The 24,657-nt window shown below is 64.8% G+C and carries 19 protein-coding genes and 1 pseudogene; 14 read left to right on the top strand and 6 right to left on the bottom strand.

What is annotated here, in order from left to right:
- Window positions 1-121: 121 nt before the first annotated feature.
- Window positions 122-319: a helix-turn-helix domain-containing protein gene (locus tag PKE75_RS17970; RefSeq protein WP_428979159.1), complete on the bottom strand. Its 198-nt coding sequence runs from the start codon at window positions 317-319 to the stop codon at window positions 122-124.
- Between the two features lie 450 nt (window positions 320-769).
- Between PKE75_RS17970 and PKE75_RS17335 the strand changes: the two genes are divergently transcribed.
- A complete protein-coding gene (locus tag PKE75_RS17335) occupies window positions 770-1,042 on the top strand; it encodes a helix-turn-helix domain-containing protein (protein ID WP_271170004.1) in 273 nt (90 codons plus the stop codon).
- A gap of 438 nt (window positions 1,043-1,480) precedes the next feature.
- Here the strand turns inward: PKE75_RS17335 and PKE75_RS17330 are convergent, their stop codons facing one another.
- The 4 genes from PKE75_RS17330 to PKE75_RS17315 all read right to left on the bottom strand — a co-directional run bounded on the left by PKE75_RS17330 (window position 1,481) and on the right by PKE75_RS17315 (window position 6,046).
- On the bottom strand, window positions 1,481-2,707 hold the full coding sequence (locus tag PKE75_RS17330; protein ID WP_271170003.1) for a tyrosine-type recombinase/integrase: 1,227 nt from the start codon (window positions 2,705-2,707) through the stop codon (window positions 1,481-1,483).
- A gap of 310 nt (window positions 2,708-3,017) precedes the next feature.
- Entirely contained in the window at window positions 3,018-5,246 is a 2,229-nt protein-coding gene (locus PKE75_RS17325; protein ID WP_271170002.1) for a bifunctional DNA primase/polymerase, read from the bottom strand.
- Window positions 5,243-5,443, bottom strand: a complete 201-nt coding sequence (locus PKE75_RS17320; RefSeq protein ID WP_271170001.1) for a MerR family transcriptional regulator — start codon at window positions 5,441-5,443, stop codon at window positions 5,243-5,245. Before PKE75_RS17320 ends, PKE75_RS17325 begins: the two co-directional genes overlap by 4 nt.
- A 75-nt stretch (window positions 5,444-5,518) precedes the next feature.
- Window positions 5,519-6,046, bottom strand: a complete 528-nt coding sequence (locus PKE75_RS17315) for a hypothetical protein (protein ID WP_271170000.1) — start codon at window positions 6,044-6,046, stop codon at window positions 5,519-5,521.
- A 413-nt stretch (window positions 6,047-6,459) separates the two neighbouring features.
- Between PKE75_RS17315 and PKE75_RS17310 the strand changes: the two genes are divergently transcribed.
- From PKE75_RS17310 to PKE75_RS17265, 10 genes and pseudogenes are all read left to right on the top strand, one after another.
- Window positions 6,460-12,057: a DUF3320 domain-containing protein gene (locus PKE75_RS17310; RefSeq protein WP_271169999.1), complete on the top strand. Its 5,598-nt coding sequence runs from the start codon at window positions 6,460-6,462 to the stop codon at window positions 12,055-12,057.
- 250 nt (window positions 12,058-12,307) lie between these two features.
- Window positions 12,308-12,397: pseudogene (locus PKE75_RS17305) on the top strand (IS5/IS1182 family transposase); the annotation flags it as partial.
- 684 nt (window positions 12,398-13,081) lie between these two features.
- On the top strand, window positions 13,082-13,630 hold the full coding sequence (locus tag PKE75_RS17300) for an NAD(P)H-dependent oxidoreductase (RefSeq protein WP_271169998.1): 549 nt from the start codon (window positions 13,082-13,084) through the stop codon (window positions 13,628-13,630).
- 35 nt (window positions 13,631-13,665) lie between these two features.
- Entirely contained in the window at window positions 13,666-14,793 is a 1,128-nt protein-coding gene (gene sfnG, locus PKE75_RS17295) for a dimethylsulfone monooxygenase SfnG (protein ID WP_271169997.1), read from the top strand.
- Between the two features lie 30 nt (window positions 14,794-14,823).
- Window positions 14,824-15,687 carry an ABC transporter ATP-binding protein gene (locus PKE75_RS17290; RefSeq protein ID WP_271169996.1) on the top strand — a complete coding sequence of 288 codons (864 nt, stop codon included), beginning with the start codon at window positions 14,824-14,826 and terminating at the stop codon, window positions 15,685-15,687.
- Window positions 15,687-16,583 carry a branched-chain amino acid ABC transporter permease gene (locus PKE75_RS17285; protein WP_271169995.1) on the top strand — a complete coding sequence of 299 codons (897 nt, stop codon included), beginning with the start codon at window positions 15,687-15,689 and terminating at the stop codon, window positions 16,581-16,583. The genes PKE75_RS17290 and PKE75_RS17285 overlap by 1 nt, the downstream gene beginning before the upstream one ends.
- Window positions 16,583-17,641 (top strand): branched-chain amino acid ABC transporter permease, encoded by a 1,059-nt coding sequence (locus tag PKE75_RS17280; protein WP_271169994.1) that lies wholly within the window; start codon window positions 16,583-16,585, stop codon window positions 17,639-17,641. Before PKE75_RS17285 ends, PKE75_RS17280 begins: the two co-directional genes overlap by 1 nt.
- A gap of 22 nt (window positions 17,642-17,663) precedes the next feature.
- A complete protein-coding gene (locus PKE75_RS17275; protein ID WP_271169993.1) occupies window positions 17,664-19,010 on the top strand; it encodes an ABC transporter substrate-binding protein in 1,347 nt (448 codons plus the stop codon).
- A complete protein-coding gene (locus PKE75_RS17270; protein ID WP_271169992.1) occupies window positions 19,007-19,777 on the top strand; it encodes an ABC transporter ATP-binding protein in 771 nt (256 codons plus the stop codon). The genes PKE75_RS17275 and PKE75_RS17270 overlap by 4 nt, the downstream gene beginning before the upstream one ends.
- A 34-nt stretch (window positions 19,778-19,811) precedes the next feature.
- Complete coding sequence (locus PKE75_RS17265; protein WP_271169991.1) at window positions 19,812-21,074, top strand: SfnB family sulfur acquisition oxidoreductase; 1,263 nt, start codon at window positions 19,812-19,814, stop codon at window positions 21,072-21,074.
- Window positions 21,075-21,218: 144 nt separating this feature from the next.
- On the opposite strand, the gene PKE75_RS17260 is transcribed toward PKE75_RS17265, so the two are convergent.
- A complete protein-coding gene (locus PKE75_RS17260; RefSeq protein WP_271169990.1) occupies window positions 21,219-21,623 on the bottom strand; it encodes a winged helix-turn-helix transcriptional regulator in 405 nt (134 codons plus the stop codon).
- 74 nt (window positions 21,624-21,697) lie between these two features.
- On the opposite strand from PKE75_RS17260, the gene PKE75_RS17255 reads away from it, so the two are divergent.
- The 3 genes from PKE75_RS17255 (at window position 21,698) to PKE75_RS17245 (ending at window position 24,650) form a co-directional block, all read left to right on the top strand.
- Entirely contained in the window at window positions 21,698-21,967 is a 270-nt protein-coding gene (locus PKE75_RS17255) for an NAD(P)H-dependent oxidoreductase (RefSeq protein WP_271169989.1), read from the top strand.
- A gap of 154 nt (window positions 21,968-22,121) precedes the next feature.
- Window positions 22,122-23,138 (top strand): LLM class flavin-dependent oxidoreductase, encoded by a 1,017-nt coding sequence (locus tag PKE75_RS17250; RefSeq protein ID WP_271169988.1) that lies wholly within the window; start codon window positions 22,122-22,124, stop codon window positions 23,136-23,138.
- Window positions 23,139-23,492: 354 nt separating this feature from the next.
- Window positions 23,493-24,650, top strand: coding sequence for an acyl-CoA dehydrogenase family protein (locus PKE75_RS17245; RefSeq protein ID WP_271169987.1), 1,158 nt, complete (start codon window positions 23,493-23,495; stop codon window positions 24,648-24,650).
- The last annotated feature ends 7 nt before the right edge of the window (window positions 24,651-24,657 follow it).

Here is a 24,657-nt window from a genome sequence, read left to right as displayed (position 1 = left end):
CGGCGCGCGAAGGGCAGGTAGCCTCAGGATCGTCGCCGGAACCTGCTAGTCTGCTTACGGCCCCATACCTGACGTTCAGACACGCACTTAGCAAGGTCTGCTTCTGGGCGCCTAGCGGTCTTCAACTCTCCACCTTCCGCATTAGCGCGTAAGGATCCGCTCCGATCGCGCGGCCTAGATTGATGAACTCCGCCACGTCGAGGCGACGCTCACCGAGCTCCACTTTTGAGATGAAGGTCTGCCGCCGCCCCACGCGGCGACCAAGCTCGGCCTGAGTGACGCCTGCGGCTTTCCTAACATCGACCAGTTGGCCGAGCATCCGCCGGTACGTGTCCGATCGAATGGATGTCACTGCGACGCGCCGGTAATTGCACCGACGCCGAGACCGAAATCTAGTAAAGTCTAATTCCGATACCTTTTAGTACCCGATATCGCTCTGAGTTCTCGAAGAACCTCAGTTCGCCATTCTTCCTCTTCTAGGTCTCGGGCGTCCCGGTTCTGCCGCTCAACGGCTTCGCGCTGAGCCTTTTTGTCCAGTCTGAGGTTTTGCGGCCCCAAAACCAACGGACCAGCGACGGCGAAAAAGCAGGTGGTCAGAAACAGCGAAACCACCAATGCTATCAGTGATATCTGCGCGGCGATCTCGGCCAACTCGATTAAGCCGGGAAAAGTCCAGGGCAATGGGAAGGCCATCAATCGATCCAGTTCAATCCGTTAACGTGCATTATAGTGCGTAGCACAACAATGCACAATTTTGGCGCATGTCCGTATGGATGTGCGACGCGTCATCGGCGCGAATGTCAGACGTCACCGGCTCGCCGCTGACCTATCTCAGGAGGCGGTCGCCAATCGGATGGGCGTCGACCGAGCCTATGTAAGCGGCCTTGAGATCGGCACGCGCAATCCGACCGCCGTCACGCTTTGGCACATATCACTTGCGCTCCAAGTCCCTATCGCGGAGCTGCTCGTCGAGCACGGCGAGCCGATCGACGCCCCTCTTCCACGCAAGCGCGCGAGCAAGAAGTCCAGCCACGAGGCGTAGACGTCAGGCTAGAGCCTCCCCGGATATGTTCGACGGCCTTTCGGGTCCCCTCCGGATTTGCAGCAGCCGCAACTGGGGGGAGTTGCGCGCATTGCGCGCCGCGGAGGCGCCCTGCGCCAGGGCCGGCGCGGGGACCGCTGGGGACGGGCGGCGCGGGTGCAGCGGCCTGTGCCCACCCTGCCCGCCAGCTGCCGTTCGCGTACGCCAGGAGGTCCGGCGTCGGCCTATGCCGGCCGGTGGCGCCAGCCGCAGCCACAAAGCGTCTCGTGCTGGACGATCGCGTAGCCATCAGTCTCACACCCGCCGAACGCGTTGAGCGCGGCGACCAGCTCATCGAGTGGCACCCCGGAACGCAGCGAGGTCCCCTCAATCGTACACAGCTCGAGCACTCCGGTCACGAGGCACCTAACCTCAAGGACGAGTTCACCCCCCTCCGGGTTACACATAGGCTCGCTCGAGGGCGGTGATCGCCGCAGCTCCTCCCCTGACCGCCTGAGTATAATGGCCAAGCGTCACAGTCGGGTTGGCATGGCCGGCGATTTGGGCGACCAGCCCGACCTCGATGCCCTGAGCCTGTAGCGTCGAGATGAACGAATGCCGCGCCGAGTGCGGCGTAACATAAGGAAGCTCAAGCCGCTCGAACGCCGGCTCCCAATATCGCTTCCGGTAGTTCTGGTAGAGCAGCGGCCCTCCGCCGCCGATCCGGGGCTTCGGCCAAGGCTGGAGCCGGCCAGGGCCAGGGAATACGCGGTGAAGCTCCTTGCCCTTTCGCGGGCACCGGACGCGCCAAGCGAGCAGCATCTCGCGAAGCGTCGGCATCATCGGGATCTCGCGGGTGCCAGCCTCGGTCTTGGTCATCTCGGTCAGGGAGCCGTCACGCTCCTGGATGCGCCGGATGCGGATCACGTTCTTGTCGAAGTCGACATCGTCCCACAGCAGCCCGAGCTGCTCGCTCGGTCGCGTGCCTGCGAGGAAGGGGAAGGCGCAATAGACGCCGTACTCGTCATCCCGTGCGGCTTTAATGACGGCCCGGATCGCCTCGCTGGTGAGGATGGCCTTCTTCGGCTTGTGCCGCGCTCGCGAAAGCCCCGTCGGCATCGAGGGCGCGCGGACTTTGAAATCCTCCTCTGCGAGCGCCAGTATCGACTTCAGATGGGCTTTGGCGCGGTTCGCCGTATAAGTCCCGGTCTGCTCGACGACAGTCCGGTGCCACGCCCGGATCGCGGCCGTGGTCAGGTCGTTCAGCTTCACGTCGCCGAGCAGCTTGACGAAGGTCGCGCCCTTCGGCTTCGCGCCCGTCGCGGTGTATTCCGCGCGCTCCCGGCGCGTGCCCACCAACAGCGGCCCGCGGATAACGTTGCAGACGACCTTGTAGCCCTTGAGCGTCGTCGCCTTGACGTTGCCCTCGCGATCGGCGAGCCAATGATTGACCGCCTCGCCGACAGTCGGAACCGTCCGCTCATCAACGTAGGCTCCCTCGGCGACCTGCGACTGCAAAGCCCGCTGCCGGGCTTCCGCGTCGCGCTTCCGGTCGAAGAACTCCTGCCGGCGGCGACCGCCGTTCGGGTCGAGATAGTTTAAGACGAAACGATCGTGAAGCACGACCGCGCCGCTGGTGAGCTTCCGCTTGCGCGTCCGCTTCGTGAGACTAACCGAGAAGTTCATGATGATGATCCTGCCGAACTAAGACTGGATGAAAACGAAAACACGCCGCAGTAACCCACACAAGTAATCGCGAGATACACTTGGAACAGCGCGAAATGAGTTGAATTGTAACCCGCGCCGTAACCGCGACAATGAAACAACGGCTAAGCCGAAAGAGCGTTTAAGCTCGCGACGATTCGGACTCGATGCTCACTGAGGTTGAAATCGCCACAGCAGATGTATGCGTGGCGGTGGTGGCGGCGCGGCACAGCGGGCCTGCAGGTGGTAGGCAGGAGGAGTAAATGTCCCCCCGCCTGTCGCTGGACAATCGCTAGTCCTGCTCGAACGTCGGCTCGAGACGAGAACGATCAACGGTTACACGCACCTTCTGACCGGCGCGGTCCCGAGGAAGGAACTCGACCGTCACGCCGGCCTTCTCCATGGCTGGCCGAAGACGCTTCAGCGTGTGGGAAAGCCGGGAGGGAGTTGGCGGGAGACCCTTGGACGCTTCGCCAAACGCAGTAAACAGGTCCGCGACATAACCGACGAACGGCCCTTCTTTGCCCTCAAGCGCCCTCCGGACGGCGAGCCCCCGCAGCTTCATGACCAGCGGATCATCGTTAATGCGTTCGAGCACGAACTCGTTCTGGGCCTCGGTGATGGACCCGATAAGCTCCCCCTCAAGACTTAGGGCGGGCTCGGCCGCCTTGATCCAACGAGCGGCGTCCGCCATCCGCAGGTGACGGGGCGGCTCGACGGATGCCAGGTTCCGCAGCGCTGCAGAGACCGCGTCATACAGGACCCCAAGGAGTCCCGGCAGAATCGCCTCGAATGCGGCGAGCAGTTCGGCCTCGGTCTTGCGGGTGTTCTCAGGAAGGGCGGGGAGCTTAAGCGGGATCGCGCGCTCCATGAGGTCGGGACGGTTCACGTACCCAGAGATCCCATTGAGGACGAAGGGGCGGGCGAAGGACATCACGTGGAGGTCGCCGTCCGTGTAGAGCTTCCGGACCGCGATGCCGCCCCCCGTCGCGAGAGCGCAAAGAGCATCCGACATTTCCGCCTTCATCCCGGACGCATTGTCGAAGTTGAGGTGCCGGTACTCCTTCGCCTGGATCATCAAATCCCTCTCATTGTCGGGGAGGCGGAGACGGCCGGCTTTATTGGGGTCGAGAATCCTCTTGATGATCTCGCAGATGAAGCTCTTGCCGCTTCCCTGCTCGCCCTCGACCAACAGAATGAAGAAGGGACCTCCGGGCTTCAGCGCATTGATGATGAAGGCGATGACGAGCAGGAAATTCTCCATCGAAAGGCCGAGGAGTTCCTGGAGATCGCTCAGCTTCCCGCCACCAACCGGCTCCGGGAGCGCGCTGTAGCCCGAGCCACGAGCGAACTTACTCCTCGGCTCTTGGCTAACGCGCCAACCGCCACCGACGATCACGACTGTGCGGCCGTCGCTTGTGCCGAGGTCGATCTCGACGATCTCATCATCACCGGCGACCCGGTTGTTGACCACGTACGAAGCGCCGTCGAATAGCGCCATGGCTTCGATTCCGGCAATCGCCTCGAGGAGCGGACCGGCGCCTACCGGGCGGTCGAGAGCTTTGTGCGCCTGATAACGCACCCAGGTTTTGAAGCCTTCGCTGTTGACCCGGTACGTCACGACGCCTGATTCCGCTGCGACGGAGGCATACCCGTTGCGATCGCCGTCGTTGAAGAGCTCTACACAACCGGCGACGGCCACCTCCATGACGGCTTGCGCCAAACTGGGGCCACGGCCCTCGCGCTGATCGTAGCCCTTATCGCGAGCCGAGGAGAGCCACTCAGGGAGTTCCTTGAGACTGTCGCCTTTGTAGTCGACAGGCAGCAGCGCTCGTACAAGAGCTTCCGCCTCCTGATCAGACGCTCCCGCGCTAACCAACTGCGCCGCGAATTCGAGCCCGGCGATGTGCGTTAGTTCTCCTCGCATAAGCGTCGGCACATGCGGAGAGCCGAACACAACCTTCAGCAGCTTCACCTGCTTTTTGGTCAGCTCCGGCAGAAGCGCCAGGTCGGCCTCCAGCAGCGTCGTCCCCAGATTTTCGTAGGGTTTGCCGGTATCGGGGTGGATAGACGGCGGCATGACCGTCTCCTTCCCGGCTCCGAGCACGTCTATGTTCCCGAGGGGCTCTGCGCCTTCGATTACGGTCGACTTGAAGCCCTTCTTCGGGGCGCGCATAAAAACCGTTAGCCCCTTCATGCCGCGCTTTGCGCAGTACGAAGGATCTTCGGGGTTGATGCCCAAAACGGCGAGCGTCGGCTTAACCAGGCGGTCGTCGTCGATGTCGAGCGCAACCAGCTGATGGTCCGGCGCTATCTTCGACCCTAGGAGAACGCCCCAGCCGTTCGACGCATAGCGCGATAGCCAAGCCGTCTTGATTTCCGCACCTGGGATCGCGGCGAGATAGCCAGGCCAGCCGGAGATTTCCTTGGCCGGCCTTTTGTCCCCGGGCTCGATCGGCAGAACTCTGAGGTCGCGCTCCCATGCGAGCGGCGCGTAGCGCGAGAAGATTCCTTCGCTCACTGCGCCGCCTCCGTACGGGAAGCGCGGATCGCCGACACGACTTCCGAAAGCCGCACCAGCTTGCGGCTGTTGAATGGCGCATAGGCGGGGATCGTACCGGCCTTCACGGCGCGGCGCAGAGCCCATGTGTGGACGCCGAGCGTCTGCGCTGCCTGGGCTATCGTGACATAGGGCTCAACAGGCTTTTCCGGTTCCATCGAATCCTCCTTGGAAATGCGGGGGACGATGAATGATCAGGAAAAGCGGAGAGTGCAGCGGAGGAAATTCCGGGATTAATCTCTGTCGCGGTAGCCCACTGGAACGACGCGGCGCTCCACCTTCAATCCGGCCTCCCCAAACGCGCGCAGTATCCGGTCGATCGGCCTGTAGATGTCCGGCTCCTCCGAATCGGAGGCCTCAGCCTCTAAGAGCTGTGGAGCGAACTCATCGAACTTGCGGACGAGGTCGCGCACGACGGCCTCGCGTCCCTCGGTCCCAGCGGTGTCGGGATAAAATTCGACCAGTCGCTTGGCTAAGGACGTAACGCTGACATCTCGCTTGTTATAGTATTTCTCGACGGAGTAATCGAAGGCCAGCATACTAAGGAGCTCATCTCTATTCTTGCCTGGCGCGCCTTTCCTCGGCTGGCGCCCGAGCAAGATGGCAACCGCCTGCGCGACACGAGCCTCGTCGGTCCGCCCGGCTTGGTCTGGATGTGCCTCGATGATGGCGCGCAACACGATCCGCAGCGTCCGATCCGGCCGATCAAGCAGAAGTTCAGGAACGCCGGTCTTCTTGTGAGCTCCGTCTCGATTGGTCATTCCCCCTCCCCCAGCCGCCAGCGCAGCCCGCCGTACAGCGCCGCCACCACCACCACGCCGTCACATCCGAAGTCTTCGTGATGGTGTGACGGTGATGCAGCCATGTAGCAAGCTGGCTAGGGCGGCGTGGGAGGGGGCGCCGTGGCTGTGCTACCGCGCGCGTAGCCAGCGCGCATATACAAGCTGAGGTATAGTGGGTAGCACGCATAGTGGGTGGTATCGACGTATGCTAACGCCCGGAAGCCGTCGCCGGCACATTCCCAGCTCACATTCTGCCACTCTCGCCCTATGGTTCAGCAGTCTCGTTGAGAAGCGAAGACGATCTACGTAGCCGACCTCTGATTGCAATTCTCGCGCAGCTGTGAAGGATCGATTGACCCGCGCTCGAGCGGCGGGTTCTGGAAGGAAGTTGCATGGCGGACGCGACCGAAGCCTCAGTTTTTCGCAGCGATCTCCCGATCTCCGAGAAGCTTGAACGAGCCCGAACTGAACTGCTCGACCTTTCAGCGCGCAATCGGCTCCTCAACGTCCCCAGGTTTTCGAAGAGCGCCCGCGCGATTGAAATCGTCGATGAGAAGTCATCTGAAATTTTCCGCCTGCTGCGCGATGGCAAAGCCTTTACTTTCGTCCCCGGACGGGAAAGTCCTGCGGGTTCTGGGGATGAGGGCGAAAGTGAAGAGAACCGCCTCGTCGAGCTGCCTCAGCCAGAAGACGATGAAGTTGATGAGCGCGGAGTCGCCGCCCGACACGTCGATACGCGCCTCCAGACCCGCATGACGTCGAAGGGTCTGCAGAAGCGTCTCCTTGACCTTCATAACGACGCCCGCACCTTGGAGGAGGAGCAAGGCGTCAACATCCTGTTCCTCGCGCTCGGGATGCTGAAGTGGATCGATCCGAACAACGTCCAAAATGCGCGGCACGCGCCGCTGCTGCTCGTGCCGGTAAGCCTGGAGCGAGGAGCAGCCGGGGAGAAGTTCCGCCTGCGCGCCCGGCAAGAGGACGTTGCGACAAACCTGTCGCTTGAATCTTATCTCGACCGAGTTCACGCGTTGAAGTTACCCGTATTCGACACGGGAGATGAATTCGACCCCACGGCCTATTTCGCGGCGGTCGCTGAAGCAGTTTCGACGAAGCCGGATTGGGCGGTTCTGTCTGACGACATCGTCCTAGGCTTCTTCTCGTTCGCCAAATTCCTGATGTACCGCGACCTCGACGCGGATATTTGGCCGCCGGCGGACCGGATTTCGGATCGTCCCTTGATCCGCGGTCTCCTCGCGGACGGATTTGCGGTCACGCCGGATCTCGTCCCCGAAGAGGGCTCGATCGATCCCTTCATCTCCCCAGCCGACATGCTGCACATCGTCGACAGCGACAGTTCTCAGACCGTCGCCGTCCATGAGGTTCGCTCCGGGCGAAATCTCGTCATCCAAGGACCGCCCGGCACCGGCAAGTCGCAGACTATCGCTAACGTCATCGCTTCCGCTGTCGCCGATGGAAAGACCGTCCTGTTCGTCGCGGAGAAGATGGCCGCGCTCGAGGTCGTGAAGCGGCGTCTCGATCAAGCAGGCGTTGGAGACGCCTGCCTGGAGTTACACAGCAACAAGGCGAACAAACGTCTGGTTCTCGAGGAGCTAAAGCGCACTTGGGAACTGGGCCAACCTCGGGGCGCCCCCTCGACGTCTCTGGCCGATCGTTTGACCGGCCTCCGCGACGTCCTGAACAGCCATGCCGAACGCATCCACCGGACGCTGGCTCCGAGCGGTTTGTCCCCCTACGGCATTCTTGGCGAACTTGCGCGGCTGAATAGACTTGGGCAGCGGCCGGTCGACTTTTCTCTGGTCGATCCGCAGAGCTGGACGCCGGAAGACAAGACCGAGCGAGCGGCTTTGCTGAACGATCTCGTCCAGCGCATTCGCGACATCGGCCAGCCGGATCAGCATCCTTGGCGGGGCGTCGGGCTCGAAGTCGTCGTCGCGACAGCGCTCGAACGCATAATCGACCGCATCGGTGACGCACGGAGCGGTCTAGGTCGACTCGTTCAAGAAGGTGAGTCGCTGTCAGAGAAGTTCGGCGTCGAGCCACCGTCCAGCCTCTCGGGGTTCGCCGGCGTTGCAGATATCGGACGCCGCGTCTCGGGCGCTCCCAACCTCAGCCCCGAAGCTTTGGCAGCTTCGATTTGGGAGACTGATCCCGAAGCGGTGCGCGACGCGCTCGAAGCGGGGTGGCGCCTGAATGAGCTCGCCAGTCTGTTAGAGGGAGACTTGGTTGCGGCGACCGCCGACGCGCCGCTCGAAGGCGTTCGCGAGCAGTTCGGCTGGCTCCCACGCGACTTCGGCCTTGATGCGTTCGAACGCGTCGGGCGGTTGGCTCAGCGCCTGCCTCGCATCGTGGACGAGGCTGAACGGCTCCGCATCGAACTGGGATCGGCGACCTCCTCCGACACACTGAGCGGGGCGGACCGCCTCATCGAGACGGCCGAACGCGTCGCCGCGGCGCCAATTGCGAGTCCTGAAGCATTTGCAGCCTCTGTATGGGATCATGGCGTCGAGCGCGCCGGCGACATAGCGGAGGCGGTCGCACGGTTCCAGGAAGCGCGCGCCGCTGTCGGGGATCTTGTGACGGACACAGCCTGGGAGACGGATCTCGCCTCGACGCGCAAAGCGCTCGCGCTACACACCGGCCCGCTCCGGCGATTGAACGGCGATTGGCGGCGCGCCCATGCTGTCGCGCGCACCGTCCTCAGGAAACCAGACAGCCCTTTGGGCCAGCAGCTTGAGACGCTGGACCGCCTCATGGCGGGCCAGAAGGCCCTCAAGACGATCCGAGACGAAGACGCTTTTGCACGCTCGGCGTTCTCCAATGACTGGCGCGGCGAGCGATCGTCCGCAGCTCCACTTCTGACGCTTGTCGAGTGGATGCGGACGCTACGAGGACTGGGAGCAGAGCCTCGCCTCATTGCCGGTAGAACTCCCGAGCGTTCTGCAATTGGCGATCTAGCCAGCCAATTGAAGCAGCTGATTGGGGAACTCCGATCGGACCTGCGGCAGTTCTGGTACGATCTTGGATCGTCCGCCGGGCCGGCGTTCGAGAATGTGCTGACGCCCGAGCGCGTGGATCTCCGGCTCCTTCGTGCAAGGCTCGATGGTCTCGCAGATGCCGACCGACGCTCGCGCGCCGCGATGAAAAAGCCGCCAGCTACCGTGGAAGAGCGGCTCGCGCTGATCGATCGCATCGTCGAATGGCGCGAAAGCGCCTCCGCTCTTGCGCAGGCCCAGCCGATCGGACTGGCGGCTTTCGAGGTAGCCTGGAAGGGAGAAGCTTCGGACTTGTCAGCCCTCGCAGAGGCCGCCGAATGGCTGATCGGCAATCCGGCTATGGGGAAGCTTGCCGCCAGGCTTGGCGATCAAAGGGCCGAGATAGCCCGTCGTGCGATCGAGGCGGAGCGCGACGCTGATCGCCTGGCGAGCGAGCTTTCCGCCCTCCTGGCCGACCTACGGACCGACGCGAGAGCACAGTTTAGAGCGACAGTAGTTTCTGAAGCCGAGTTCCAAGACCTGTCGCTGCGCCTGGATCTCTGGCTGGGAAACCGCGAACAGCTTTCTAAGTGGGTGACGTTCCGCGATCGCGCCGCCCATGGGAGGGCGCTCGGAATGACCGCGTTGGTCGACAGGCTGGAAGACGGCCGGGTTTCTCCCGACGCCGCTCAAAACGCCTTCGCCATGGCCTACTACGACGCCCTTCTTGGCGTAGCGATCTCGGCCGATCCTGCCCTAGGCCGTTTTGACGGTCCTCTTCACGAGGGGCAGGTACGCGAGTTCGCGAACCTCGATCGCCAGCGCATCGCCGAGTCGCGCATAGAGGTGGCGAGGGCGCATCATAAGAAGATCCCGCCGTCGTTTGGCGGCGTCGGGCCTCTCGGGGTACTGCGCGCCGAAATGGCGCGACGCCGCGGCCATATGCCGATCCGTCAACTCATGCACCGCGCGGCGCAGCCGATCCAGGCGTTGAAGCCTGTCCTTATGATGAGCCCGTTATCCGTCGCGCAGTTTCTTCCACCAGGTCAGTTGACCTTCGATCTGCTCGTCATGGATGAGGCTAGTCAGATCCAGCCGGTGGACGCGCTGGGCGCCATCGGGCGCTGCCGCCAAGTGGTGGTGGTGGGCGATGAACGGCAACTCCCCCCGACCCGGTTCTTCTCGAAGATGACGGGAAGCGGCGAGGATGACGAGGATGACGGTGCACAGGTCGCTGACATCGAGAGCATCTTGGGGCTTTTCCACGCCCGTGGCCTTCCGCAGCGTATGTTGCGTTGGCACTACCGCAGCCGGCACCAGAGCCTGATCGCCGTTTCCAACTCGCAGTTCTACGAGGATAAGCTGTATATTGTGCCGAGCCCCTACACGCGGGAGGCCGGCATGGGGTTGCAGTTCCATCTCGTGCCCAACGGCGTGTTTGACTCCGGCGGGACGACCGCCAACCTCATTGAGGCGAAGGCTGTTGCACAAGCCATCATTCAGCACGCCAAGTCCAATCCGGAACTCTCGCTCGGCGTCGCCACCTTCTCGATAAAGCAGCGTCGCGCGATCCAAGATGAGGTTGAGATCCTGCGGCGCAAGAACCCGGACATCGAAACGTTCCTCAGCGCGCATCCCAGCGAGCCATTCTTCATCAAGAACTTGGAGAACGTGCAGGGCGACGAGCGTGACGTCATCCTGATTTCCGTGGGCTATGCGAAGAACGCGCAGGGTCAGATGGCCATGCGGTTCGGCCCGCTCAGCGCTGAAGGTGGCGAGCGACGACTGAACGTCCTCATCAGTCGCGCTAAGCGCCGGTGCGAAGTCTATGCTTCGATCACCGACGAGGACATCGATCTTGAGCGCGGGAAGGGCAAAGGCGTCTTAGCTTTCAAGCTCTTCCTCAACTACGCCCGCACCGGGCAAATGACGCTGCAGCCGGGCGCGGCGAACGCCGGGCCCGAAATACTCGAAGCGCAGGTGGCAGAGGCCCTCAAGGCGCGCGGCTATCAGGTGCATCCGCGCGTCGGAGTCGCAGGACTGTTCATCGACCTCGCGATCGCCGACCAGGAGCATCCCGGCCGTTACCTACTCGGTGTCGAATGCGACAGCCGCAGCTATGCAGGCGCGAGGTCGGCGCGGGATCGCGACCGGCTCCGTCAGACCGTTCTTGAAGATCACGGTTGGATCATCCGTCGCGTATGGAGCGTCGATTGGTTCCAGAGACCTCAGGAAGAGCTCAACCGCCTATGCGAGGCGATCGAGGCCGCGAAAGTCGAGCTCGCTGAACGCCTTGAGGCAAGCGCAGCGCGCCAGCGCGCCGTGGATGTCGAGATCGTCACCGTGGACCGAGGCGACTTTACGGAAGTCGGGCTCTCGGACGTGGCCGAGGACGGGTTGGCGGATCGCTTCTACGTCGAGGCGTCCCCGCGCGCCCATTTGCAGTACGAGCTCCATGAGACGCCGGTCGGCATGCTCGCGGAACTCGTCGTTGATGTCGTCTCTGTCGAGGGGCCAGTCCATATCGATGAGGCCGTCGCGAGGATCCGATCGGCTTGGGGACTGCAGCGCTCGGGCGGACGCATACAGGCCGCGGTGGAGAGGGCTGCGGAGATCGCCGTAAGGTCCGGGCGGGTGGCGCTCGATGGCCAGTTCCTCCGGATTCCGGATGCTCGGGTGACGATCCGCGACAGGCGAGACGTCCTGTCAACGACCTTACGGAAGCCGGAGATGCTGCCGCCGATCGAGCTTCAGGAAGCCGTGCGCCACGTCGTCACGACGAATTTCGGGGCCACACGCGAGGAGGTGGTGGTGGCAGTATCACGGCTCCTCGGATTCAAAGCGACGAGCGCCCAATTGCGGGACGTCATTCTGGCGCAGGTCGAGCGGCTCGTCGCCGACGAGACCCTATCGCAGGCAGACGGGCTTCTCGTCGGGCGTTCGTCAACCGATCCTCACGAACGTTCCGCACGTCCTGAGGTGACAGTGAGCGCTTAGCGTCCTTCGCTCGCTGCGACGCGCTGACGCGATCACTTTCGCCGGTTACATCGGGGTTACGGTCCGCACGGTAACTCCGAGTAAATACCGCTTCAGCCGAGTTCGTCGTGGTGCAGCCGTCAGAAGGCGCGAGTTCAAGAACGGAATGAGGTCGTGGGTTCGAATCCCATCGCCCGCTCCAGTTTCTTCAAAGATTGAAAAGTGTTACGATTTGGCCGCGCGAGCGGCCAAAGTCGTTTTTTGCCCGGGGATCCGCCGCCAGGTCGACGCCGCAGGCGTCGCTCCCAACATCCCGCCGAAGAGCAACCGTCGCTGGAAGCCGTGCTTCTCGGCTGCGCTGCGCAGCGAGGGCCTGCGCCAAGCCGGGTTCAAGGCCGAGTTAATCGAGCGGGTGCGCGGGCGCTCGCGCATGGCGGTCCTGTTCCAGGAAGGCGAGAAGCGTCAGAAGCAGCGCGTCGCCACCGCCCGCTTCTTCGCGCCCCGCGTGGTCGGCGCCCGCTACCGGGCGCTGATGACCACGTTGAGCGATGGCCTGATCGGCGGCCGGGAATCCAGCGGGCTGCGGACAAGATCGCCTCGGCTTGTTCCGGTGGAGGGGTGGCGCCCGAACCGCGCCGCAGCGACCTCGATGAACGAGCGCAGCTTCTGCATGACCCCCCAGTCCGGGGGAACGGCAGGTGCATAGGCCGGCTGAGCTCCATGCGGGCAGCAGCCGGACAAGGCGTCCAGCTTTCAAGTCCTCCGCGGTGAGGTCTTGCAAGACAACGCGGAATCCCTGGCCAGCGCTAACTCCTGCAACGCCTGACCGCTACGCCTAAGCCCGGAAGCGCTTCCCATTTTAACGGCGGCTTGGCCAAGAACTGCCCCTCAGCGTGAAACGCCGGGGAACTCGACCTGATCATTCCAAAAAGCGGCTTCCGGGCCGGCACATCAACGCATGACGCGCCAAATTTGCCGTATCGCGACCGGTTGACAATCCAGTTATTTTATAGAATTTGTGGATAGTCATCCGGATTGATCCTGCATGAGCTCGTCTCGCATCATCGCCATCAGCGGCAGCGTCTCTCTTTCGTCGAACACCAGGGTTGTGCTGGAGGACGTTCTGGAGCGTCTCTCCGAGCGCGTTGAAGCGGCCGTCGAGGTCATAGACATCGGCGAGATCGCTCACGTCCTTGGCCCCACTAAGCTGCGGACGGACGCGCCCGCGGAGATCGAGCGCCTGCTCGAGGCGGTCGAGGGATCCGATCTGATTTTGGCTGGTGCGCCAGTCTACAAAGGCTCGTATCCCGGACTCTTCAAGCACTTTATTGACCTGATCGATTACCGGGCGCTGGTCGGCCGCCCCGTCGGCCTGATTGCGACCGGGGGAAGCGATCGGCATGCGCTCGTCATCGAGCACCAGCTCCGGCCGCTGTTTGGTTTCTTCAACGCGCGAACGCTTCCGACCGGCGTGTTCATCTCCACGCCGCAGCATGACCGCGGGATCATTATCGACCCGCTCGTCCGAGCCCGCCTCGATGCCCTGGTCGACGAAGCCGTCGAAGCTCTCGCACGCCATGCAGTGGCCGCCTAAGCGGCTCGACAGCCAAATCTATACAGGAGGGCCACATGGCCGAGACGCCCCAATCAAACCGCCCGAACGAGCCGCTGAAATTTGCCTACTGGGTGCCGAACGTCTCTGGCGGCCTCGTCATCTCCAACATCGAGCAACGGACCCATTGGGGCATAGACTACAACCGCAAGCTCGCGCAGATCGCCGAAGCGGCGGGCTTCGACTATGCGCTGAGCCAGATCCGCTTCACCGCCGGCTATGGCGCCGAGAACCAGCACGAGAGCGTCTCGTTCTCCCATGCGCTCGCGGCTGCGACCGAGAAACTGACGGTCATCGCAGCGCTGCTGCCCGGGCCGTGGAACCCCACGCTCGCAGCAAAACAGCTTGCCACCATCAACCACCTCACGAACGGCCGGATCGCGGTCAATGTCGTGTCCGGCTGGTTTTCAGGTGAGTTCCGCGCGATCGGCGAGCCTTGGCTCGACCACGACGAGCGCTACCGGCGCTCCGAAGAGTTCATTCGGGCGCTTCGCGGGATCTGGACCGAAGAGAGCTTTACGTTCAACGGCGACTTCTATCGCTACCGCGACTATTCGCTGAAGCCCAAGCCCGTCGACCCGCACCCCGAGATCTTCCAGGGCGGCTCCTCGCGTGCGGCCCGCGACATGGCCTCGCGGGTCAGCGATTGGTACTTCACCAACGGCAATACGCCCGAAAACATAGCCAGACAGGTCGACGACATCCAGGCCAAGGCCGCCGAGCACGGCCGCCGCGTGAAGATCGGCGTCAACGCATTCGCGGTCGCGCGCGACACGGAGGCGGAAGCCCGTGCGGTCGTGGACGAGATCATCGCCAAGGCGAACCCGGACGCCGTCAACGCCTTCGGACATGAGGTGAAGAACGCCGGCAAGGCCTCGCCCGAGGGCGAAGGCAACTGGGCCAAGTCCACCTTCGAGGATCTCGTCCAGTACAATGACGGCTTCAAGACCAACCTGATCGGCACCCCCAAACAGATCGCCGAGCGGATCATCGATCTGAAGCAGGCCGGCGTCGATCTCGTGCTGCTCGGCTTCCTGCATTTCCAGGAGGAGGTCGAATTCTTCGGGCGCGAGGTCATCCCGCTGGTGCGCGAGCTCGAAGCTCAGGGAGCTGAGGCGACCCGGCCAATCCACGCCGCGGCCTGAGGCCGGATCGAAACCTTCGGGGATTTATCAATGTCGACATCGACGATCGCCGCGCCACGCGCGGCGACAGAAGGCGCTCGCGCCGCTGACGCAAGCGCGCCGGCGCTCGAGGTCGCGGGAGTGAGCCTCGCGTTCGGCGGCGTCACCGCGCTGACCGGCGTCGATCTCAAAGTCGCCGAAGGCGAGATTTTTTCAGTCATAGGCCCGAACGGCGCCGGCAAGAGCTCGCTGATCAATGTCGTCAGCGGCCTCTACCGCCCGAACGCGGGCTGCGTCCTGATTGGCCGGAAATCCTTCGCCGCCGTTCCGGCGGCGGCGCTCGCCAGCCTTGGCGTCGCGCGCACCTTCCAGAACCTCGCGCTGTTTAACGGTCTCGACGTCGCCGGCAACGTCGCCATGGGGCTCGCCCACCAAGATCGCACCGGGCTGTTCGGACAGATCGTGGGATCGCCCGGCGCACGCGCCGAGGAAGCACGCTCGCTCGTCACCGAGATCCTCGCATTCATCGAACTGACCGCCATCGCCGATCGCGCGCCGGGCACGTTGCCCTATGGCGTCCGCAAACGCGTCGAACTTGCGCGCGCGCTTGTCTCACGTCCGAAGCTGCTCCTGCTCGACGAGCCGATGGCGGGCATGAACGCCGCCGAGAAGGCCGACATGGTGCGCTTCGTGCGGGCGGCGCGGGACCGCTGGGGCGCGACCGTCGTGCTGATCGAGCACGACATCGGCGTCGTCATGGAGATCTCCGACCGGATCGCGGTGCTCGACCACGGCCGCAAGATCGCCGATGGCGCGCCCGCGGAGGTGCGCGACGACAAGGGCGTAATCGACGCCTATCTCGGCGTCGCGCACGACGACGACGAGATCCCGCTCGAACTGGCGGGAGCGGCTTGATGGAGCTCGCGGATTTCCAGTTCTTCGTCGAGGTCTTGGTCGGCGGCCTGTTGTCTGGGGTGATGTACTCGCTCGTCGCGATTGGCTTCGTGCTGATTTACAAGACCTCGGGCGTCCTGAACTTCGCTCAAGGGGCGCTGCTGCTGTTCGCAGCGTTGACCTTCGTCAGCTTGGTAGAAAAGGGCCTGCCGTTCTGGGCGGCGTTCGCCCTGACGTTCGCGGCCCTGACCCTGATCGGGATCGGAGTCGAGCGCGCCGTTCTGAGGCCGCTGGTCAACCAGCCTCCCATCACCCTGTTCATGGCCACTCTCGGCCTGTCCTACATCATCGAGGGCGCGGCTCAGCTTATCTGGGGGACGCAGGTCCACGCGCTCGACCTCGGGATCGACGACACGCCGATCGACGTCGCGGGCGTCTTCATCTCGACCTTCGACCTCGTCGCCGCAGGCGTCGCGGCCGCTATGGTCGCGAGCCTCCTCGCCTTCTTCCGCTTCACCCGGATCGGCCTCGCATTCCAGGCCGTCGCCGACGACCAGTTCGCTGCCGTCGCCGTCGGCCTTCGTCTCCACCGCGTCTGGGTCGTCGTCTGGACGGCGGCCGGGCTGGTCGCGCTCGTGGCCGGCCTGCTCTGGGGCGCACGGCTCGGCGTCCAGTTCTCGCTCTCGCTCGTGGTGCTGAAGGCGCTTCCCGTGCTTGTGCTCGGTGGCTTCGACTCCATAGCGGGCGCGATCGTCGGCGGCCTGATCATCGGGGCGGTGGAGAAGCTCGGCGAGGTCTATCTCGGGCCGTTGCTCGGCGGGGGTATCGAAAGCTGGATCGCCTATGCGGTCGCGCTCGCGCTGCTCCTCGTGAAGCCCTCCGGGCTGTTCGGCCGCCCGTCGACGGAGCGCGCTTGATGGCCGACGTCGCGTTCCGGCTCGCCGCCCCATCGCGGCGCCTGACCTCCGGGGCCGTCGCGGGAGCGCTCGTCCTGGCGAGCGCCTACCTGCTGCCACCGCTCGTCGGTTCGACCTACCTGTTCGAGGCGATCCTGCTGCCGTTCCTCGCATTGTCGCTTGCAGGCCTGGGCCTTAACCTGCTCACAGGCTACGCTGGCCAGCTCTCGCTCGGGTCGGCCGCCTTCATGGCTGTCGGGGCCTACGCCGCCTTCAACTTCGACCTGCGCGTGCCGGGCCTGCCCTTCGTCGGCAGCCTGATCCTAGGGGGCCTGTCGGCCGCCGCGGTGGGCCTTGCGTTCGGGCTGCCAAGCCTCAGGCTGCGCGGCTTTTACCTCGCGGTCTCGACGCTCGCGGCGCAGTTCTTCGTCCAGTGGGCGCTCAACAAGTTCGACTGGTTTTCGAACGGCTCGGCGTCGGGCGTCGTGCGGGCGCCGGACATCGTGCTGGCCGGCCACGTCATCGACGGCCCGGTCGAGCGGTACCTGTTCGCCCTGACGGTGGTGGTCGCCGCAACGCTGTTCGCCGTCCGCCTCGCCAATTCGCAGACGGGCCGAAACTTCATCGCGGTCCGGGACAACGAGACCGCGGCGCGCATCGTCGGCGTGCCCGTCCTGCGGACCAAGCTCGTCGCCTTCGCGGTCTCGTCCTTCATCATCGGCGTCGCGGGCGCGCTGTGGTCCTTCGCCTACCTGCGGACCATCGAGCCCGCGGGCTTCAACCTCGACCGCTCGTTCCAGATCCTCTTCATCGTGATCATCGGCGGGCTGGCCTCGATCCGCGGCGCCTTCTTCGGCGCGGCTCTGATCGTCGTCCTGCCGCTCGCCCTCTCGCGCCTCGGACAGGCGGCCTTTGGCGGCGCTTTCGACTCCGGCGTGCTCGAGCTCAGCCAGCGCGTGCTGCTCGGCGCGCTGATCATCGCTTTCCTGATCGCAGAGCCCAAAGGCCTCGTGGCGCTCGCCGACCGCGCGCGCGCTCGCGCGCTCCGTCCCTTCCTTAAACCGCCTTACGGCGGCTGACCAACCCACCGGGGGAACTTCCATGACCATCAAGCACTGGCTTCGCGCAGCCGCCGTCGCGAGCGTAGCGCTGACTTCGGCCGCGGCGCTTGCCGACGAGCAGTATTTTCCGCTCCAGAGCTACCGCGTGGGCCCCTATGCCGCCGGCGGAACCGGCTTCTTCGGCGGCTTCATCGACTACCTGAACCTCATCAACACCCGCGACGGCGGCGTGAACGGGGTGAAGCTGACCTGGAGCGAGGGCGAGACCCAGTACGAGGTCGAGCGAGGCGTCGAGGTCTACGAGCGGCTGAAGAACAACCCGGGCGTGGCCGCCTGGAACCCGCTCTCGGTCGGCATCGCTTACGCGATGATCGACCGGATCACCAAGGACAAGGTCCCGCTCATCACCATCAACCACGGCCGCACCGACTCCACCGACGGCCGCGTCTTCCCTTATGTCTTCCCGCTGCTTCTCAACCCCTACAGCGAGACCTCCGGCATCGTGAACTATCTCGCCGGCCGCGAGGGCGGGATCGAGAAGCTGAAGGGCAAGAAGATCGTGGTGCTCTACCACGGCTCGCCCTACGGCAAGGAGACGATCCCGATCTACGATCTGCTGGCCAAGCAGTTCGGGTTCGAAGTCCAGCAGATCGAGGTGCCGCATCCCGGCAACGAGCAGCAGGCGCAGTGGCTGACCATCCGCCGCGCCAAGCCCGACTACGTGGTGCTGCGCGGCTGGGGGGTAATGAACCCCGTCGCCCTGAAGACTGCTCAGAAGACTGGCTTCCCGGCCGACCACATCGTCGGCAACGTCTGGTCGAACTCCGAGGAGGACGTGCGCCCCGCGGGCGACGCGGCCAAGGGCTACGTCGCGATCACCACGCAGGCCTCGGGCGCGGACTACCCGGTGGTGCAGGAGATCATCAAGACGGTCTACGACGCGAATAAGGGCAACCTGCAGGACAAGGCCCGCATCGGCTCCGTCTACCACAACCTCGGCATCGTCAACGGCATCCTGAACGTCGAGGCGATCCGGATCGCGCAAGCCAAGTTCGGCAAGCGCACGCTGACGGGCGACGAGGTCCGCTGGGGCTTCGAGAACCTCCGGCTCGACGAAGCTCGGGTGGCCGCGCTGGGGGCCAAGGGCCTGTTCCACTCGATCAACGTCACCTGCGCCAACCACGAGGGCGACGGGCGCGTCACGTTCCAGCAGTGGGACGGGCAGAAGTGGAAGGTCGTCTCGGACTGGATCGCACCGGACTGGAAGCTGCTGCGGCCGATCATCGAAAAGTCCGCGGCCCAGTACGCCGTCGAGCACAAGATCGAGCCGCGCGACTGCGCCAGGGAAGAGGCCGCCGACTCCGTCCGCAAGGCGAGCGCGGAATGACGAGCGGCCCTCTGCTCGAACTCGACGCCGTCGAAGTCTCCTATGGCGGCGCGATCCGCGCGCTTTCGGGCGTGAGCGTCGCTGTCCCGGCCGGCGCGTTCGTCGCGCTGATCGGAGCGAACGGCGCCGGCAAGACCACCACGCTGAAGGCCGCTGCAAACCTCCTGCCGGTCGATCGCGGGGCGGTGACGGCCGGGCGCATCTCGTTCGAGGGCGAGGACGTCACCCACCAGCCGGTCCATCGGCTGGTCCGGCGCGGGCTGGTGCTCGCGCCGGAGGGCCGGCGCTGCTTCCGCTCGCTCACCGTCGAGGAGAACCTCATCACCGGTGCGCTCGGGAGAAGCTCGACGCGCGCGGAACAGCGCGAGGATCTCGATAAGATCTATGCGTTGTTCCCGCGGCTCACGGAGGTCCGACGCAGTCCCGCGGGCCTGGTCTCGGGCGGCGAGCAGCAGATGGTCGCGATCGGCCGGGCGCTGGCGAGCCGGCCCCGCGTGCTGCTGCTCGACGAGCCGTCCATGGGGCTCGCGCCGCTCGTCGTCGAGCACATCTTCCGCGCCCTCAAGCGGCTCACGACAGAGAGCGGACTCGCGATCCTGGTGGCAGAGCAGAACGCCGCGATCGCGCTGCGCCACGCAGACCGCGCCGTGGTGCTGGAAAACGGCCGCACCGCGCTTGAGGGCGACGCCAAGGCGCTCGCGGCGCGCGGCGACGTCAAGGCGTTCTACCTCGGCCGTGCGCCGTCCATCGAGACCCGCGTGGCCTGACCGTCACAATATCTCTTTGACAGGAAACAAACCCATGAGCACATCCGGCGCCCAGCCCCGTCTCGCAGTCGTCGACGACGCCCCCAAAAGCGTGCCCGGACCCCAGCGGTCGTCCACGCCCGCCCACGTGATCAAGGACGACGCCGAGGCGATCGCGGTCGCCGAGCGGCTGGCGGCCGCGTTCGCCCCCGGATCGTCCGAACGGGACGCGAGGCGCATCTGGCCGACCGCGGAGCTCGACGCCTTCTCCCAGAGCGGGCTGTGGTCGATCAACGTGCCGAAGGCGTTCGGCGGGCCGGAGGTCTCCTACGCCACCCTCGCAAGGGTCATCGAGATCATCTCGGCCGCGGACTCGTCGATCGGCCAGATCGCGCAGAACCACCTTGGCGTGATCGCGGCGATCCGCACGGTCTCGGACCCGGAGCAGCAGAAGCTGCTGTTCGGCGAGGCGTTGAAGGGCGTGCGCTTCGGAAACGCATTCTCCGAGTTCAAGTCGAAACGCGCGGCGGATTTCGAAACGACGTTCACCGAGGCGGGCGACCACGTCGTCGTCAACGGACGCAAGTTCTACTCGTCGGGCGCCATCCTCGCGCACCTCGTGCCGATCGTCGCGCTCGATGACCAGGGCCGCGCCTGGTACGCGATCGCCGAACGCGACGCACCGGGCCTGACGGTGATCGACGACTGGTCGGCGTTCGGCCAGAAGACCACGCTCTCGGGCACGGTGATCCTCGACAACGTCAAGGTGCCGAAGACCCACCTCGTCCCCGGCTACAAGGGCTACGAGCGTCCGACCGCGGACGGCGCGATCTTCCAGATCATCCAGGTCGCGGTCGACACGGGCATCGCGTCCGCGGCCATCGCGGAGACGATCGACTTCGTCAACACGAAGTCCCGCGCCTGGGTGGACAGCGGGGTCGAGCGCGCATCCGACGACCCCTACACGATACAGGCGATCGGGGATCTCACCATCCGGCTCCACGCCGCGCAGGCGCTGCAGGAGCGGGCCGGACGCGCGATCGACCAAGCGGTCGAGAATCCGACGGCCGAGACGGTCGCCCAGGCCCAGATCGCGACGGCCGAGGCCAAGGTGCTCTCGACCGAGATCGCCATCGCGGCGACGAACAAGCTGTTCGAGCTCTCGGGCGCGCGCTCGACGCTCGCCGAGCACAACCTCGATCGTCTTTGGCGCAACGCCCGAACCCACACGCTGCACGATCCCGTACGCTGGAAGTACGCGATCGTCGGCAATCACGCGCTGAACGGGGTGAACCCGCCGCTCCACGCCTGGAGCTGACGACCGACAGACTGCCGGGCATCCACGAGGCTCTTGGGTGCTCGGCGACAAGGGGGACATCCAACCCGCGGGCCCCGCAAAGCTGCGCCCAAGATCGGGAGTCGCCGTCTCTCGCATGCAAGGAAACGAGAACGGCGATGAAGCTCAGGATGTTTGTTTGCGCTCGCTGTCGAACCTTGTCCGCGCACGTTCGATCGCTGACTGGTTTTCGTTCGCCCAGCCGGCGAGCGCGACGGCATGCTTCTGCAGCGAGCGGCCGAGATCGGTGAGCTCGTAGTCGACCCGTGGCGGAATGCTGGGCGTCACGGTCCGCGTGACGAGCCCGTCGCGTTCGAGGCCACGCAGCGTCAGCGTCAGCATGCGCTGGGACACCCCGCCGATCAGCCGCTTGAGCTCGTTGAAGCGCTTCGAGCCGTCGGCGAGGAACATCACCACCAGCACGCTCCACTTGTCGCCGATGCGTGCAAGGACGGAATTCACCATCCGGCAGTCGTGCGATTCCGCGCCCGTATAGCCGAAGCTGGGAACATCGGTGTTCGTGCGTTTCAAAAATGTGCCTCCTTGCGCCTAGGCTGGGCAAGTAACTTATAGGTCCTCGGTTACAAACAGATACCGAGACCCCTGTGAAACTCCTTCATGTCGACGCCGGCATTCTCGGCGGAGATTCAGTCAGCCGCGCCGTTTCCGCGGCGATGGTCCAGCGCCTCGCAGAAGACACGCCGGAAGTCGAAATCGTGCGCCGCGATCTCGCCACGGCTCCTCTCGCGCATCTTTCGGCCGCGCATCTCGCCGCGTCGGGACCGGACGCGGAATCTTCGGCGGAAAGGGTCATGGCCGGACCCGGCGTGCGCGAGAAGGCGCTCGAGGCCGCGCTCAGCGACGCGGAGGGCTGAAAGCCGCCTGACGTCCACCAACTCCGCGTCCGCCTTTCGGGGTGGCGGGCGTAGTCTCGCCACGTGCATGCCAAGCCCCTGCCCCGCTGAAATAGATCGGACGCGTCCTCGTCCAGGGCCGGACCCGGTCGTCAGATCCCGTAGAGTAGACCCCATGAAGAAGATCGGCTTCCTTTCGTTCGGCCACTGGTCGCCCGCCGCGCACTCGCAGACCCGCTCAGCCGGCGACGCGCTGCTGCAGTCGATAGACCTCGCCGTGGCGGCCGAGGAGCTCGGCGCCGATGGCGCTTACTTCCGGGTCCACCACTTCGCGCGGCAGCTCGCCTCGCCATTTCCGCTTCTCGCGGCGGTCGGCGCGAAGACGAGCCGCATCGAGGTCGGAACCGGCGTCATCGACATGCGGTACGAGAACCCGCTCTATATGGCCGAGGACGCGGGCGCGGCGGACCTGATCGCCGGAGGCCGGCTGCAGCTCGGCGTCAGCCGCGGCTCGCCCGAGCAGGTGATCGAGGGTTGGCGGCATTTCGGCTATGCGCCGGCGGACGGCGAGAGCGACGCCGACATGGGTCGCCGTCACGCCGAAGTCTTCCTGAACGTGCTGAACGGGGAAGGCTTCGCCGAGCCTAATCCGCGTCCGATGTTCCCGAACCCTCCGGGACTGCTTCGCATCGAGCCGCATTCGGCCGGCCTGCGCAGCCGCATCTGGTGGGGATCGGCGTCGAACGACACGGCCGTCTGGGCGGCGAAGCAGGGCATGAACCTGCAAAGCTCGACCCTGAAGAAGGACGAGAGCGGCGAGCCGTTTCACGTGCAGCAGGCGCGGCAGATCCGCCTCTACCGCGACGCCTGGAAGGACGCCGGGCATGCGCGAACCCCGCGTGTGTCGGTCTCGCGTTCGATCTTCGCGCTCGTGGACGACCGGGACCGCGCCTATTTTGGACGCGGGGACGGCGACGACCAGGTCGGCGTCATCGACAACATGCGCGCGATCTTCGGCCGGTCCTATGCAGCCGAACCCGACAAGCTCGTGGAGGAGCTGAAGGCGGACGAGGCTATCGCGGAGGCCGACACGCTGCTCCTCACCGTCCCGAACCAGTTGGGCGTCGCATACAACGCCCATGTGATCGAGGTCATTTTGGAGCAAGTCGCGCCGGCTCTGGGTTGGCGCTGAAATAGTCCATCCAGATCCGACCCAAAGCCGCGACCAGCGCCTGGAGATGGCGGAAGCAGCGCGGGCGTGGAGCGCCGATCTTGCGCAATGACCGCCTGAGGCGGCAATCGCGGCGGTTCGCGCTGCGGCCGCTCGTCGCGGCTAAATAGCTCGGACTCTACGAAAAAACACCCTTCCGCTGACACGGGCGAGGTCGAACCACGAATATCATTCTGGACATTCGATAGAATCTATATTTTGTTGGCTTTGCCGCGCCTGACGCAGCGTCACGATCGCCAAGAGATCGAATGGCCCATGGGACTGCACAGCAAAATCAGCATCGCGCCGTCCGCCGTCGCAACGAACCGGATATCGTTGAGCGACGATCTCCTCGCGGCGGTCCATGACCGCGCGGCGGAGTTCGACCGGCAGAACCGGTTCTTCCACGAAGATCTCGATGACCTGCGCGCCGCGGGCTATCTGAAAGCGGCGGCCCCGGTCGAGTTCGGCGGAGGGGGCCTCACCCTGCCGCAACTTCTGCACGAGCAGGCTCGCCTCGCCTACCACGCCCCGGCGACGGCGCTCGCCGTGAATATGCATCTCTATTGGGTGGGGACCGCCGCCTATCTCTGGCGCCGGGGCGATCATTCCATCGACTGGATTCTGGAGGAGGCCGTCGCCGGCAAGATCTTCGCCGCCGGACATGGCGAACCGGGAAACGATCTTGGCCTCGCCGGCTCCTCCGTCGCCGCCGAACCATTGGCGGACGGCGCCTACAGCTTCCATGGACGTAAGATCTTCACCTCGCTGTCCCCGGTCTGGGATTGGCTCGGCGTTCACGGCCTGGATTCGAGCGACCCGGCGAATCCGCGCATCGTTCACGCCTTCATCCGCAGGCAGGATCCTGGCCACCGCACGGAAGAGACCTGGGACGCCCACGGGGTCCGCGCGACGAAGAGCGACGACACCGTACTCGAAGGCGTCATCGCGCCGGGCCGGCATGTCGCCCGCGTGCTGCCCGCGGGTCCGCCCGCTGATCCGTTCATCGACGGGATCATCTCGTCGGCGGTCCTGCCGATCGGCGCGGTCTACTACGGCGTCGCCCGCCGCGCCTTCGACCTCGCCGTCGAGGGCGCGAAGCGGCGGATCTCGCCCGCACTGAACGGACGCACCTACGCCCACCACCCCCAGACGCAGACCGAGATCGCCAAGGCTTCGATCGAGCTCGACAGCATCTGGGCCTATCTTTCGCAAGTGGCCGACGAATGGGTCAGGGGCGAAGACCACGGCTTGCTGTGGCCGACGAAGCTGCTCGGAGCCAAGCAGCATGCGGTCGACGGCGCGCGGAGGGTGGTCGACCGCGCGACCAAGGTGGCCGGCGCGAGTTCGCTCTCCAAGCGCGCCGAGCTCGAACGGTTAAGCCGCGACGTCCGATCCGGCCCGTTCCATCCGCCGAACACTGACGCCACCCACGATCTCATCGGCCAGATCCATCTCGGCGTGTTCCCGCCTGTCGCACAGGCGGCGGAATAGCCGCCGC

The organism is Hansschlegelia plantiphila (assembly GCF_027922265.1).
Taxonomy (GTDB): domain Bacteria; phylum Pseudomonadota; class Alphaproteobacteria; order Rhizobiales; family Methylopilaceae; genus Methylopila; species Methylopila plantiphila.
This window is presented reverse-complemented; position numbering and strand designations above follow the sequence as displayed.